Genomic DNA, 15,032 nt, shown 5'->3' with positions numbered 1-15,032 from the left:
TCTCATTCATAAAACGAAGTAAATCTATGCAAAAATTTTATCGGGTTCAATTATTTATTCACCTTATGCGCCTGTCAGTTACCCAGTTTCTTCTGCTTATCTGTTTGCTGGGGAACGCGTATGCAACAGAAGGCAATGCCCAGGCACTGTTAAGTCAAAAGGTAACGCTGCATGTCCAGAACCAGAACGTAGACAACGTGCTGGGGCAGATAGAACAGCAGGTCAAGGCTCGGTTTGTCTATAGTGCACGGCTGATCCGCTCTCACAGGAAGGTGACGCTGAAGGTAAAAAATGAACCTCTTAATAAAGTGCTGGATGAAATACTCATTCCTCTTGCTCTGAAGTACCGCCTTTCTGAGGATCTGATCATCATCAGCAGGAGCGAGCGACCAGCAGCCGATGCCCGTAGCGAGCCTCTCCCTTCTGACAAAGCGCAGGACCAGGCATCAGAGAATGGGAAACCATTTGTTGATGTCGTGGTAAAAGGTCGGGTAAGAGATGAAAAGGGAGAAGGTTTGCCTGGTGTAAGTATCGTGATCAAAGGTACTGCAAAGGGTACTACGACGGACGCCGAGGGCAAGTATCAGATCAGTGTTGACGGCCCGGAGTCGGTACTGATTTTTTCCTTTGTAGGTTACAAAACAACAGAAAAGGCTGTGGGACTGTTTTCTGAAATAAATATCGACCTCCCTGCAGACCAGAGCCTGTTGAACGAGGTCATTGTTGTAGGGTACGGTACCAAAAAAAGAGAGAACGTTACGGGCGCAATTGCCCAGGTAAGCGGCGAGGCATTGGTCAGCAGGCCTGTTGTTAAACTTGGACAGGCTTTGCAGGGATTAATTCCCAATTTGAATGTCACCAATCCCGATGGAAATCCCAACGCCAATCCAACTTTCAATATTCGGGGTACTACCTCACTGAGTGGCGGAGGGGCACTAATTCTGGTCGATGGCATTCAGATGGACATCAACCTGCTGAATCCCGCGGATGTAGAGAGCATCACGGTGCTGAAAGACGCGGCCTCTGCAGCAATTTATGGCGCCCGGGGAGCATTTGGGGTGATCCTGGTTACCACTAAAAAGGGCAGAAAGGATCGTAAGCCGCAGATCAGCTATTCCGGAAGCATGCAATTTAACAAGCCTACGTACCTGCCCGATCTGCTGAGCACCAGCGAATACCTGGAATCACAGAATGTAGCACAAAAAAACTTAAATGGTACCCAAAAATACGCCGACGAACAGATCGGTTGGGTGAAAGATTACCAGCGCGATCCCGTCAACAATCCCAGTTACCACATGCTGCCCAACGGAAAGATCTTCTGGAACGCATCACCCAACGTAATTAAGGATATGGTGCAAATGTGGGCGCCGGGGCAAAGTCATACCCTTAATCTGAACGGCGGAAACGACAAAACCTCATACTATGTTTCGGGTGGTTTCCTGAACCAGAACGGGTTATTTAAAACATCCACGGATGTGTTCAAAAGATATAATTTCACAACCAATGTTACCACTGACCTCACCGAATGGTTTAAGGTAGGGGCAAAGGTCAATTACGTTAACACCAGTTACGATGAACCCCACAAATATCCGAACAAGGGGTCGGACTGGTGGGAACAGATGACCCGCGGTGAGCCTCAGGTACTATTTCCGGCCAAAACCCCGGCAGGTTCACCGGTGGGAGAGGGCATTGCAACGGAGAGTTTCGTGAATTTTTTAGAAAGCGGGTCCAGGAAGATCAATAAGTCGTCCACGGGCGTATATGCTGTCAACGCGGAGGCGGAAGTGATAGACGGCCTTAAGGTCAGCGGAAATTTCTCATACACTGCGCTTCGTCAGACGCTCAAGGAAAATCAGGTGGCGTTCCCTTATATCAGGGATACCTGGATCACTCAGATATCCGGAACCTCTCCATCTTTTATTCAGAGAGATTTCAATTCATCGGATTATTTCGCCGGGAACCTCTATGCAGATTACAATACCGTATTGGCAGGGAAACATTCGCTGTCGGCACTGGTGGGTTACAACCAGGAGTGGTATAATCTTACCGGCTCAATTGTCAGGAAGCAGGACCTCGTCAGTGGAGGTGTCCCGGTTTTCAATCTGGCCACAGGAACCACCACTACCACCGATGTAGAGACTTCCTGGGCGATCCGGGGCGTTTTTGCCCGTCTGAATTACGACTACATGGGGAAATACCTGGTGGAATTTAACAGCCGGTACGACGGAACCTCACGATTCCCCGCAGGGCGGCGCTTTGGCTTTTTCCCTTCGGTATCTGCGGGCTGGCGCATCTCAAAGGAGAAGTTCATGAAGCCACTTTCGCCCGTACTGCATGATCTGAAGCTGAGAGCCTCCTATGGCAGCCTCGGTAATCAGCTGGTGGATGGTAACTTTCCTTACATTTCACTGTTTGGTATTACACCGCAGGTTTCTCATATACTGGGCGGTACGCTTCCGCTGGGTATTTCCGCGCCAGGGCTGGTAAGTCCGGACCTGACCTGGGAGAAAGTATCCACCCTGGATTTCGGGGCGGATGCGAATCTGTGGGGGAAACTCAATATTGGATTTGACTGGTACAGGCGCACTACTGCTGGCATGCTGGTAGCCGGGGGACGGCTTCCCGCCGTACTGGGAACCGCGGTACCCCAGCGCAACGCAGCCGACCTACAGACCACCGGCTTTGAATTCAGTGCCAAATGGACGGACCAGTTACCTAATAAACTAAGGTATGATGTGGGCGTGGTGCTGTCCAACTACCAGGCAGTCATTACCAAGATTGACAACAACCCCAACAAGCTGATCACAGACAACTATGTTGGCCAAAAAATCGGAGAAATCTGGGGATTTGAATCCGCTGGTATATTTACCAGCAGCGGTGACGTAACCAGCGCTGCTAACCAGGACCAGTTGGGGAACTCCGGAAAATGGGGTGCTGGTGACGTGCAGTACCGCGATTTAAACAGCGACAGGGTAATTACCAGAGGGGCCAATACGGTTGCCAATCCCGGAGATCAGAAGATCATAGGAAACCTTACTCCCAAGTATCAGTACGGAATTACGGCTAATCTGGCGTGGTTCAACTTCGACTTCAGTCTACTGATTCAGGGTGTTGGCAAGCGGGATTTTGTACCGTCAGGAAGTTATTTCTGGGGAGCTATCAACAACCCCGCTGCAGTGGGAACAAGAGAGGTATATCAGGATTCCTGGTCGGCAGCGAACCCGGGCGGATATTATCCGATTTATAAAGCGGGCTCAACCTTTAACATTCTGCCTCAAACGCGTTACCTGCAAAGTGCGGCTTATATGCGGTTGAAAAACATATCACTTGGCTACACGGTCCCTTTAAAAGCAATAAAGAAGATCAGACTTTCCAATGCCAGGCTATACGTTACCGGACAGAACCTGTGGGAATATACCAAACTCAAGGGCAATTTTGATCCCGAGGTTACAGGCTCAGGCGACGTAGGGGTATTCTATCCGCTTCAAAGAGTTCTTTCTTTTGGTGTTCAACTTTCTTTATAAACCGGCACATCCATGTTTAATAAATATATAAGGATAACGATCGCATTCATTGCCATTTTAGCAGTATCCTGCACAGAGGATCTTCTGGACAGATATCCTACCGATTCTCTGAACGAAAATAATTTCTGGCATAACGAAAACGAGCTTAAGCAATACGCTAATACCTTGTATGCCAATTTTGCAGGGCATTCAACAGGAACCAATCTAAGCCCGATCGTACTTGGCGACCAGCAGAGCGACAATATGGTGCCGTTGAATTTTGACCTGGTTGCGGCAGGAAAAAACATTGTACCTGCCACCGGGGGAGGCTGGACCTGGACTTTGATCAGATCCTGTAATTATTTTCTGGCCAGGTACAATCAGACCCCCATCAGCCAGGAACTGAAAGACCGCTATGCAGGGGAAATACGTTTTTTTAAAGCATGGGATTATTTTAATAAGGTCAAAGATTTCGGAGACGTTCCCTGGCTTTCAAAAGATCTTACCACAAATTCGCCCGAATTATTCGCCCCGCGTGACACCAGGGTACTGGTAATGGATTCTCTGTTGGCTACCATTAATACTGCAATTGTTAATCTTCCGGTAAAGAGCGCTGCGGAGGCAGGTCGTATCAACAAGGATGTTGCTTTGCTTCTAAAAGGAAGAATATGCCTGTTTGAAGGAACTTACCGCAAATACTACAACATGGCCGGGGGAGACAAATTTTTGCAGGAAGCCGCTGCAGCCACCGACCAGTTGATTAACGAGGGCCATTATCAGCTTCATTCAACCGGCAACGCTTCGGCCGACTATGCTTCGTTGTTCAATGCGATGGATCTGGCCTCCAATAAGGAGATGTTACTTTACAAAGCCTACGCAACCGGGTTATTAGGAAACGCCACGGTTTGGAATATCCAGTTGAATAATTTCAATACCAGTGCGTCAAAGACGCTCGTAGAATCCTATTTGTGTAAAGATGGTAAACCCATTTCCCAAAGCCCTCTGTACCTGGGAGACGACAGTATTCAGGTGGAAATGAAAAACAGAGACCCCCGTCTTACCCAGACAATAGTTTCACCTGGTACAGGTATTCAGGCGGGTTTTGGTGCCCCGGCTATTCCAGGGTCTGATTTTAGCGGTGTGGGCGTAGTCCCCAGTGGTTACCAGATCCAGAAGTTCTGGTCGCCCGATCAGACCGAATACGTTCGGATCCAGAATGGCATCATGGATGCTCCCATCTATCGGTATGCCGAAGTATTGCTCATTAATGCCGAAGCCAAAGCCGAACTGGGCCTGGCAACACAGGCGGTGATCGATAAAACGATCAATCTTTTACGTAAAAGAGCCGGCATGCCGGATATGGTGATTGCCAGCCTGGTGAAGGACACGGGTTCGGAGTTTCCTGAAATACCGGTTCTACTGGATGAAATCAGGCGTGAAAGAAGAGTGGAACTGGCGATAGAGGGGCTCAGGTTCGATGATTTACGGCGATGGAAGGCCGGAAGGTTACTGAACAAGCCAGTTCTGGGTATGAAGTTTGTCCAGAAACAATTTCCAAAGGCAGTCATTGGCAGCAGTATCTTCGTGAACGATAAAGGATTTATTCTGCCCTATGGAAAATCCTTACCGGGCGGACGTACTTTTGATGAAGCCAAAAATTACTTGCTCCCACTTCCCCTCGACGAGCTTGGGCTGAATACCAATCTGACCCAAAATCCGGGCTGGAAATAGAAATATTAAAATTCCTGGTTAAAAAATGATTCCTCATGATTAAAAAGGCAATCTCAATTTTTACTTTGCTGAGTGCTGTTCTGCTGGTGGTGGTAATCAGCAGTAATATTCCCAGGAAAGAGGTTACGGAGGTTAGGCCGGTCGCAGCCGTCAAACCTAATATCATAGTAATCTTTACGGATGATCAGCGATATAACACGCTGCATGCACTGGGAGGCGATCAGGTCATTACGCCCAACCTGGATGGTCTCGTAAAAGGAGGTACCACTTTTACCCATGCGTTCAATATGGGGGCTTGGCACGGAGCAGTCTGCGTGGCAAGCAGGGCCATGTTGCTTACAGGGATGTCCGTATGGAATGTGAAAAAACAGGAAGCAGATTATGCCTCACTCGCAGCTGCTGATGGTTTTTGGCCCCAGCAAATGAAGCGTGCGGGGTATGAAACCTACATGAGCGGAAAATGGCATGTGGATACAGATGCCGGGAAACTTTTTGACCATGTGAGCAACATCAGGCCGGGAATGCCTAACCAGACACCACAGGGGTACAACCGCCCGCTTTCACGGCAGGATACTGTTTGGCAACCATGGAAAGAGGAGTTCGGAGGATTCTGGAAGGGAGGCAAGCACTGGAGTGAGGTACTGGCAGATGATGCCGTGGGGTACATTCGGGACGCTTCCAAAAAGGAGAGCCCCTTCTTTATGTACCTGGCTTTCAATGCACCACATGACCCCAGGCAGGCACCCAAAAGATGGCTGGACAAATATCCTGTCGATCAGATAAAGCTGCCTGCCAGCTACCTCGACGATTATCCATACAAAACCGAGATGGGCTGCGGCACCGACCTACGCGACGAGCAACTCGCACCATTTCCAAGGACGCCTTATGCTGTCAAAAAAAATATCCAGGAATATTACGCCAGTATCTCGTATATGGATGAACAGGTGGGAAGGATTCTGGATGCTCTTAAGAAAAGTGGGAAAATGGATAATACCTACATTCTTTTTACGGCAGATCACGGCCTGTCAGTAGGGCATCACGGGTTGATGGGCAAGCAAAGCATGTTTGACCACAGTATGCGTCCGCCGCTGGTAATCAAAGGACCGGCAATTCCAAAGGGTGAAAAAAGGAATCAGCAGGTATACCTGCAGGATATTATGGCAACGTCGTACGAACTGGCCGGAGTCAGAAAACCGGAGCACGTTTTTTTCAACAGCCTGCTGCCGCTTGTAAAGGATGCCAAAAAGCCGGGGCCCTACACAGAGATTTACGGCTGTTATATGAATCTTCAGCGAATGGTACGGACTGAGAGATATAAGATGATCATATACCCGGCGGCCAGTAAGATACTGCTGTTTGATATGCTCAAAGACCCGCAGGAAATGCATGATATTTTTGCAAATACGTCGAGCAAAAAAATACTGAAAGAGCTTAAAATGAGGATGCTCGAACAGCAAAAAATGATGAACGACCCGCTCGACCTTTCCGCATTTTTGAACAAGATTTAGCGTAAGCAGCAATATCCTTGAAAAGAGGCCGTCCCAAAGAAATGGAGATGGCCTCTTTTAGTTTTTTTACCCTGCTAACGCTACCAGACCGGCTGCAGTGGCCCGGTGAAGCAGGAAGACCATCAAAACTCCTTTTCACCAAATTCACTGGCCGGGAGCTTGGGTTTCTTTGAGGTCTGGTTCAGGTTGTAACTCAGGTTTAAGAGAAAGATATCGGTTTCCTGAATGTAATTAGTAGTCGTGAAAAAGTCCTTGCCAAAGGTCGTAATTCTTTGCCGGTTGGAGCCCAGCAGTCCCAGGTCCATATTCTGCCATTGCAATGTAGCGGCCAATTTTCCTTTCATAAAAGTTTTTTTGACGGAGGCGCCCGGATTCATAAAGCGGGAGTCTTCTCCTTGCGCCGTGACTCTTTTTGAAAGGTAGTTCATGGCCAGCTGGAGCTGCAGGGTCGGTGAAAACCGGAACGTGGTATTGGCATTGATCGAGTATACCAGGCTGGAAGTATTCACCTTCACATTGTCAAAAACCGAACCTTTGATTTTATAGTGATATACATTTCCCCCGGCATAGAACTGCCACCATTTTTTCAGGTTCAGGCTGCTGCCTGCTTCAAGCCCCCAGGAAGTTGCAATTCCTGCGTTGGTATATACCCTGTTCAAAATGGTATCGTTGTAAACACTGTTGACCCTGTTCACTACGTTTTTGACGCGTTGGTTGTAGAGTGTGGCAAAAACACTCCCTTTGTCAAAATCTTTGACAACACCTGCTTCAGTCAGGTCAATAAATTCGGGCAAAATATCTGGGTCTCCGGATTCCAGCGTCTCAGAATGCTCCCGCTCTGGGAAAGGATTGAGTTCGTTATTGGTAGACCGCTGTACCCGCTTGCTGTATCCAGCTTTAACGCGTAATGATTTTGTTGCCTGATACTGCAGATTTACCGAAGGGAAAAGATTGGATAAATTCAGGTTGCGGGTACTCTGGCTACCGGCCGTGAAAGCGCGGCTGGCGTACTCATAGCGCAGACCGCCCATGTAATCCAGTTTTCCAGCCTTTGCAGAATACTGCCCGTATACGGAATGGATGTGGTTGGTAACTTCCGTGCGGCTGCTAAATTCCGGGATAATATTAAAAGATCCAGTCTCCAGATCGAGGTCCAGGTACTGAAAATTTCCTTTTTGAGCCTGATTCCGGTACTGATAACCCGTTTCCAGCTTTCCTTTGCCGATTGTGACGGTGTAATCTGCCCTGATACGGAATGCCGAAAGCGGATTTTCACTGGGGTTCCGGCTGCTCTGCAGTACCGTTTCCCGGTCTGGTTCGGCAAGGTTCCGGTTGGTTGTCAGCCCTTCCAGGCTCGCTTTTTCAAAAAGTCCGGAAACGGTGATGAATGACTTATTTATAAATGTATGCGTGTAGTCCAGGTTTCCCAACGTAATGCCGCCGGATTTGCGCGCAACATTGGAATTAAAATACCGGATACGCCCGATGACTTCTCCCGTGGACAGATCGGTTTTTGTATTGTTATACAAAATGTCTGCACGGCGCGACTGCGACCGGTAACCCCGGTAAATCCCCGCAGAGAAGGTATTCCTGACGTTGGGCGTAAACGATACTGAACTTCTTACCGTGTAATTGTACCGTACAAAACTTCGTTCCCCGTCAGACGGAAACGACGTAAATACATTGTTGATGGTGGTGTTTACATCGCCTGTCCTCTGGCCGGCGATGTCATTGCGCAGATAATTTCCGCTCAGGTTAAAATCCCATTTATCGGAACGAACATTAAATGTTGCATCCGCCCCGAAGCGCCGGGGATTCTGAAGGTTGTCGTAGTTATAAACCGCGGGTAATCCGCCCTGTACATTAGCAGAGAAGCTCCTGCTGCCAGGAACCGCACTCCGGGTAGTGATATTGATAATCCCCGCTTTACCGTCCGGATCAAAACGTGCGGATGGGGAGGTAATGACTTCGATATTTTCTATGGTATTGGCTGGCAATTGATTCAGTACGGTGGTGGGATCTGCCTGAACCGGCTTTCCGTTGATCAGCACCAGAAATCCGGAGGATCCCCGGAGTGTGATATCCCCCTCGCTATTTACGGTTACCGAAGGAGTGTTTTTGAGCACATCTATGGCGGTACCACCCTGGCTGTTCATAAATTTATCAGCACGGTAAACCTGCCGGTCTATCTTGTTTTCAACATTCTGGCGGTCAGCCGTCACATTCACTTCACGGAGCGTGCGGGGATCGGGGTCCATCAGAATGGAAGGTACGCTGAGCTGTGTTTGTCCTGAGGTAAACGCTGGTAAACTGTAAATCGTTTTACTGTAACCTATATACTGGGCCTGGATGTAATAGCGACCCGAGCCGACATTGTCAAACTGGTAGCCACCACGGTCACTCGTCAGAACACCCCCTGCCAATGTAGAATCCTGGCTTCGGTACAAGGCAACCGAGCAATAGGGGAGGGCCTCTCCGGTCTGTTTGTCTTTTACACTGCCTGAAATGGTTAAGCAGCTTTGCGCCTTTAAAGAGTCAAGGGATACGATCAGAATGATCAGTGCCAGTAACGGTCCTTTCATTTTGTTTGAATTGGGAAAATTTATTTTTGAACTACCCGGCAAATTTAAACGTGGTCAGGGTCCCGTGGTATGTACATTCATGCCCATTTCTGGTATATTCAGGAAATTCCCCTTCGGTAGACGCCTGGCAGCACGCCTGTTTGTCGCTTAAAAAACTTATTGAAGTGTGACGCGTCTGCAAAGCCCAGCTCGTAGGCAAGTTCAGTAAGGTTTTTGGTAGAATACAAAAGACGTTTCTTGGACTCGGACGTCAGTTTTTCGTTGATGACCGCCCCGGCCGTTTTTCCCAGAAATTTTTTGCAAGAGGTATTGAGCGTTTTGGAAGTCGTATGAAGTGCCTCGGCATAAAAGCTGGTTTCGTGGTTTGTCCTGAAAGCGATATCCAAGGCGGCAAAAAAACCTTTTAACATTTCAGGGAAGGGTATCGCCTGCTGGGTTTTCATTTCCCTTGCCAGTAAATCAAAAACCAGTTGCAGGTAGGTCCGGATCACAGCCTCGTGGTTCGTCTCGCGCCTCAAATACTCCTGTTCAATGTTATTCAATATGCCCAGGAAGGTTTCGTTTGACTTTCCCAGATCAAACCCGCTGGGGAAGGGTTGGGGGAATGCCTGAAAAAGGACATCGTGAAGCGGATGATTCAGCAAAAAATCCTTTTGAATCATCATCACAAAACCCTTGGGTATTTCGGTCAGCTCCCAGCTGTGAAGTTGGCCCGGCATCACCAGATAAAGACTGTTGGGTACTACCGTAAAACGGTTAAAATCAATCTGATGAATTCCTGCTCCCTTTTCCAGGAAAATTATTTCCAGATAGTCCTTATGCCCGTGGGGGTTGGTGGTCTTGATTTCCTCCTTCATTCTTTTAATTCTGAACAGCTCCTTGTCGTTAAGCTTGTTTTTGATCGGGATCTCCATGAGTGATTGATTCGACTGCCGCTGGTAAATGAATTAAAATACTTTCTTATTGCTGAAAGAGGCACAAAAATAGTCATATATCGTTCTCATCATCCGGGCTCGATGCAGAAGAAATTCTCATCTTTAGAAATTCTCACCTTTTGCTTTCAGATAACATTTTCGCAGCTACTTCGCAGACAGCGGTTACCTGGCACTCCATGTCATTGGCTCCCTGGTCAGTCATTTTTATTTAAATTAGTTATAAATAAAGCACCTCCAAATAATGCTTTTTTCTATCTTTGCTATTATGAATTAGTCTAAATAACTAAGGTTATATTATTCCTCAATATGTTAAAATTTTACAAGGTTTTGTTGCTGAGCGTCATCTGTAGCATTTCCTATGCGCAGGAGGCACAGATTCGTGGTTTCATCAGCGATAAAGAGAATAATGGAATGGTGGGTTACATCACCGTTCAGCTATTTGAAAAGGATCAATTTATCCAGGGTGTCATTTCTGGCCAAAACGGTGAATACAATTTTGCGAAGGTTTCGCCCGGCACGTATAGCGTGAAGGTGAGCGGCATCGGTTATGAGATCAAAGTGGTTGACGGCATAAAAATAACCTCCAAACATCAGCATCACGAACTGAACATGATCATTCAGCCGATGGTATCTCAGTTGTCCGAGGTAGTTGTGAAGGGAGATATAGGTGTTACGAAAATAGAACCCGGAAAAATTGTTTATAAAGCGTCGGATCTGCCGATTGCAAAAGGTTCGTCCGTGGGTGATATGCTACGATTAATGCCTTCGGTAGCCATGGGCGGCCCTCCCGGGGTACCCCGCGATATCCGCTACCGTGGTCTGGAAAAATCATATACGCTGGTGTTGATTGACGGCAAAAATGCGGGTATCACCGGAAACAACCGGGAAGTTGTTCTGAACCAGATACCGGTTTCTGCCATTGAGCGAATTGAAATTATCGCCAGCCCGGGCGCACAGTACGACGGAGATGGTATGAACGGCGTTGTCAATATCATTCTCAAGAAAAATGCACGCTACGGTACGCACGGACAAATGATGATGGGTATCAACAGCCTGGGCGGTTACAATGCGTCTTTGCAGGCTTCTCATAAAATCAAAGCGGCAGAGTTTTATGGGGCGTATGACCGTAACCTGGTGGCATTGACGGGTGGGAATTCCATGACGGAAACCAATAGGGTGACACTGCTGAAAAATGGTGAAACGTCGGGGTATCAGGATATTTTCTCAAAAGAAAGCCGCAAAATTACCAGTGGCAACATCAAGCTGGGTACCCGGTGGAACCTTTGGAGAGGTGCAGACCTGAGGGCGGAATACCTGAGAGGTTGGCAGAAAGAGGCAAAAATAAAAACGCAGGATACCAAAGTTCTGAAGGCAGACGGCTCGTTCGGTAGCCGTACGCTTCGTACAGAGGACCAGACAGAGGACTGGAGTTTTAACGAATATATCGTTCAGTTTTCGCAAAAAATATCTGCCAACGGCAAGCTGAATTTATCCTACAATCATGTAGATGGCAACTATCCCAAACCCAAATACCAGACTGACCAGAAGCTGAATGCAGCCGGGCAGCCTTCGGATACCAAACCGGCACGGACCAATACTTTTGAGAATAATTATGACCGGAATGACTTTATCCAGGCGGATTATTCGCTCAGAAGCAACCATATTTTTACCTGGAATACCGGGCTGAAATACAGCGGCCGGAACCGTGAAAATGAGCAGATCGTGGATAAATTCGATTACAATAAAAACCTGTTTGTGACAAGCCAAAGCCCCGCCAACAACTTTACGAGTTCGGAAAAAATCCTGGCAGGATATGCGCAGTCGGTCATGACAAAAGGCAGGGTGCGTAGCGAAATAGGGATACGGGCCGAGTATACCCATTTTTACAACGAAACGATTGAAGCAGGTTATACCACAAAAGGCAGTTACTTTATTCCTTTGCCCAGCGCATCATTCATTTATACGATTGATACCACCCAGTTCCTGAAATTTGCATTCGACAGAAAAATAAGACGGGCTAGTTTTAAAGACCTGAGTCCATTTGTTGACAGCTCCGACGTGGCCAAAATCAAAACCGGAAACCCGTTGCTGCGGCCGGAAAAAGCTTGGGGTTTTGAGCTGGGTTATATGAAAACAGCCTCAAAATGGAACCTGGGAGTAAATCTTTTCCGCCGCCAGATCAACGGGCTCATCCAAAAGGTTCTGTACGATGTATCGGAGGGAGTGGTACTTGAAAAGCCAGATAACTTCAATTCCGCTTATATACAGGGTGTTGAGCTGATCGGGGCGGTACAGCCTTTGCCTTTCTGGAATATCAATGGGAGCTATTCCCGTTTTGGTTCGAAGTTGAAAAATGAAAGTGAAGGTGGCGGTGACGCGATCAAAGATCAGTTTAACTGGTGTGCCAAAATGATCTCGGATATTACGATTGGAAAAAATACCTTTTTTCAGGTGGCCTGGAACGGTATCGGTCCGAAAGTTTCCAGCCAGAAAAAAGAACAAACCCTAGCTTACTGGGATGCCAGTATTTCTCAGTATTTTGCAAAGAAAAAAATGGTACTGAGCGTCCGTATGATGGATATTTTCAATACCAACAATAAAAAAACAACAGAATATACCTCGGCCCAGACGAGCGAAAAAGTACAGGATATCCCGGGCCGACAAGTTTACATCAACCTTTCTTATAGTTTCTGAAATGGCGCAATCTTCGTTCAAACGTGTAACAGGTGTACTTCATCTCTGGCTCGGGCTTGCTTCCGGCATTGTCGTCATCATTGTTAGTCTTACCGGCTGCATTTTTGTTTTTGAAGAAGAAATCAGAAATATTACCCAGAAGGAATATCGTTTCGTAGAGCCGCAATCAGGTCCGGCAATATCAGCTGCCGAGGCAGTTTCGATCCTGCACACCCAATTTCCCGGAAAACAGGTTGACCAGCTGAGACTTTTCTCCCAGCCGGACAGGGCCATGATCGCCAAGCTTGTTGATCACGATAAGATTTCCCCAAAAAAATCAGGTAAGAAAAAAAAGGAGGGAGAAGAGCATGACGAGGAAAAAGAGTATGCAAAGACCGTCGTGTCCCTCAACCCCTATACCGGCCAAATACTGGGCCCCTGGAACATGGAAAGTGATTTTCTGCATACCGTTGAGAAAATACACAAAACGCTTCTCTTGGGAGAAGCAGGTAAATGGCTCATCAAATTCAACATCGTTATTTTTCTGACGATGCTTTTATCAGGCTTGGTGCTCTGGTTTCCGCTTAAAAAAAATCAGGTCAAAAACGCATTTAAGATAAAATTTGATGCCAAATGGCAACGGATAAACTATGATTTTCACAATGTTCTGGGTTTCTACTTCCTGATACCGCTTTTCCTGGTTACGCTTACCGGTATCTGGTGGGCTGTAAAGCCATCACAGAAACTGGTTTATGCGGTACTGGGGGAAGGGAAAAGGGCGGAGCCAAAAAAGGGGATTTCCACGATACCGACCAGTACGATAGTTTCAAATTACAGTCCAGCCGAAGCTTTTGCATCTGTTGCCTCTCTTCATAAAGGCTGGAATGAGGCGCATATCAATTTTCCCAAAAATCTGAAAGATCCCATCAGGGTCAATCTCCGGTATCCTTACCAGATTGTAAGAAATCAGAATGTTTTTGAATTCGACCAGTTTTCCGGCAAACTTCTGAACGCGGAGTACTTCAGGGATTACACTGCTGCGGACAAGGTGAAACATGCCAACCGGGCCTTGCATACCGGACAGGCATTTGGACTGACAGGTAAAATAATCATGTTCCTGGCAAGCTTGTTTTCAGCCACGCTTCCCGTAAGTGGTTTTCTGATCTGGTATCAGAGGAAAAATAAAAAGAATATCAAAAAGCAGCCGGTACGGCCCGCAAAAAATCCCGCAACGGTTAAAAGTACGCCCAGGCGAACACCGGTTATGCAGCCCCGTGTGGTACAACAGGTGTAGCACACGGAGCTGTTTGCCTGTTACTTACATTTCGCAAGCAATTGTTTCATCAGCACCACCGCTTTCTGCTCGTTTACAGCGTCATCGTCGCTCAGGTCAACTGATACTGATATTTCCACGCCGTTGTCAACTACGTACAGCCTCCTTTCAACGGCATTCCAGCTGGCTGCGTCACCAATCCCCTGAACCTCCCGGTAAGCCCGGGCAACTTTTGCGAACACCCCGCCCATACCTTTTACCACCGACTTCTGGGTGTTTTTATCCACTTTCATTTCGTCCAGTTTTTCTACTTGCTCATTCACTTTTTTGTTGCCCGATTTTTTATCCAGAGCCTCGTCCATTGCCTGATCTGCCTGTTTCAGCTCGTTGTCCGTTGGCGCACGATGCGTCATTTTGAATGACTCAAAAGACCTCTCCTTGATCCCATTGAGCTGGACCATGTTGTCGACCGGTACGACCATATCTACTCCCACATCCTTCATATTCCTTTTCCGGTCACTTTTCCACGAGTACTTCACATCATGATTATCCGTGTTCTTCATGGAGTTAAAATATTTTATTTCTGCCGAACCGGCGGGTAACCCGGCAAAATCCGCAGCCATTTGCAAGGTTAGGAGCTGGTCGAGCTTATTGGCATAGCCCAGCAGGCAGGTATTGCCTCCTTTGGCTTTGGGGTCAGCAGGCAACTCTGTCAGTGAAGTTTTCTGGGCGTTATCGGAAGTACTGCCTCCGCACGAAAACTGGCAAAAGGAAGCGAAGGCCAGTACGACTATGAATCGTCTCATTGTTGTAAAGTTTAGGGGTTT

The 15,032-nt window shown here is 47.4% G+C and carries 8 protein-coding genes; 5 read left to right on the top strand and 3 right to left on the bottom strand.

Translation table 11 applies throughout. The features are described from left to right. The first annotated feature begins 26 nt into the window (after positions 1–26). The 3 genes from KOE27_RS18015 to KOE27_RS18005 are packed head-to-tail and all read left to right on the top strand — an operon-like array spanning position 27 to position 6,742. Entirely contained in the window at positions 27–3,524 is a 3,498-nt protein-coding gene (locus KOE27_RS18015) for a TonB-dependent receptor (protein ID WP_215240210.1), read from the top strand. A 12-nt stretch (positions 3,525–3,536) separates the two neighbouring features. Further along, positions 3,537–5,234 (top strand): RagB/SusD family nutrient uptake outer membrane protein, encoded by a 1,698-nt coding sequence (locus KOE27_RS18010; protein ID WP_215240209.1) that lies wholly within the window; start codon positions 3,537–3,539, stop codon positions 5,232–5,234. 35 nt (positions 5,235–5,269) lie between these two features. Beyond that, the gene (locus KOE27_RS18005) at positions 5,270–6,742 is read left to right on the top strand and encodes a sulfatase-like hydrolase/transferase (RefSeq protein ID WP_215240208.1); all 1,473 of its coding nucleotides are present in this window, start codon (positions 5,270–5,272) and stop codon (positions 6,740–6,742) included. Positions 6,743–6,864: 122 nt separating this feature from the next. On the opposite strand, the gene KOE27_RS18000 is transcribed toward KOE27_RS18005, so the two are convergent. Together KOE27_RS18000 and KOE27_RS17995 are read right to left on the bottom strand one after the other, a co-directional pair. Continuing rightward, complete coding sequence (locus KOE27_RS18000; protein ID WP_215240207.1) at positions 6,865–9,324, bottom strand: TonB-dependent receptor domain-containing protein; 2,460 nt, start codon at positions 9,322–9,324, stop codon at positions 6,865–6,867. 98 nt (positions 9,325–9,422) lie between these two features. Next, positions 9,423–10,238 carry an AraC family transcriptional regulator gene (locus KOE27_RS17995; RefSeq protein ID WP_215240206.1) on the bottom strand — a complete coding sequence of 272 codons (816 nt, stop codon included), beginning with the start codon at positions 10,236–10,238 and terminating at the stop codon, positions 9,423–9,425. Positions 10,239–10,565: 327 nt separating this feature from the next. Between KOE27_RS17995 and KOE27_RS17990 the strand changes: the two genes are divergently transcribed. Together KOE27_RS17990 and KOE27_RS17985 are read left to right on the top strand one after the other, a co-directional pair. Continuing rightward, on the top strand, positions 10,566–12,953 hold the full coding sequence (locus KOE27_RS17990) for a TonB-dependent receptor domain-containing protein (RefSeq protein ID WP_215240205.1): 2,388 nt from the start codon (positions 10,566–10,568) through the stop codon (positions 12,951–12,953). A gap of 1 nt (position 12,954) precedes the next feature. Then, entirely contained in the window at positions 12,955–14,226 is a 1,272-nt protein-coding gene (locus tag KOE27_RS17985; protein ID WP_215240204.1) for a PepSY-associated TM helix domain-containing protein, read from the top strand. 20 nt (positions 14,227–14,246) lie between these two features. Here the strand turns inward: KOE27_RS17985 and KOE27_RS17980 are convergent, their stop codons facing one another. Continuing rightward, positions 14,247–15,011 (bottom strand): hypothetical protein, encoded by a 765-nt coding sequence (locus KOE27_RS17980; RefSeq protein WP_215240203.1) that lies wholly within the window; start codon positions 15,009–15,011, stop codon positions 14,247–14,249. Between the last annotated feature and the right edge of the window lie 21 nt (positions 15,012–15,032).

This window comes from Dyadobacter sp. CECT 9275 (assembly GCF_907164905.1).
GTDB lineage: Bacteria > Bacteroidota > Bacteroidia > Cytophagales > Spirosomataceae > Dyadobacter > Dyadobacter helix.
Note: the sequence above shows the minus strand (reverse complement) of the source record. Positions and strands in the feature narration are given on the sequence as shown.

What these genes read in the sequence shown, in the direction of transcription:
- KOE27_RS18005 (WP_215240208.1), top strand. Translation starts at nt 5,270, where the DNA reads ATGATTAAAAAGGCAATCTCAATTTTTACTTTGCTGAGTGCTGTTCTG.
- KOE27_RS17995 (WP_215240206.1), bottom strand. Translation starts at nt 10,238, where the DNA reads ATGGAGATCCCGATCAAAAACAAGCTTAACGACAAGGAGCTGTTCAGA.
- KOE27_RS18015 (WP_215240210.1), top strand. Translation starts at nt 27, where the DNA reads ATGCAAAAATTTTATCGGGTTCAATTATTTATTCACCTTATGCGCCTG.
- KOE27_RS18010 (WP_215240209.1), top strand. Translation starts at nt 3,537, where the DNA reads ATGTTTAATAAATATATAAGGATAACGATCGCATTCATTGCCATTTTA.
- KOE27_RS17990 (WP_215240205.1), top strand. Translation starts at nt 10,566, where the DNA reads ATGTTAAAATTTTACAAGGTTTTGTTGCTGAGCGTCATCTGTAGCATT.
- KOE27_RS17985 (WP_215240204.1), top strand. Translation starts at nt 12,955, where the DNA reads ATGGCGCAATCTTCGTTCAAACGTGTAACAGGTGTACTTCATCTCTGG.
- KOE27_RS18000 (WP_215240207.1), bottom strand. Translation starts at nt 9,324, where the DNA reads ATGAAAGGACCGTTACTGGCACTGATCATTCTGATCGTATCCCTTGAC.
- KOE27_RS17980 (WP_215240203.1), bottom strand. Translation starts at nt 15,011, where the DNA reads ATGAGACGATTCATAGTCGTACTGGCCTTCGCTTCCTTTTGCCAGTTT.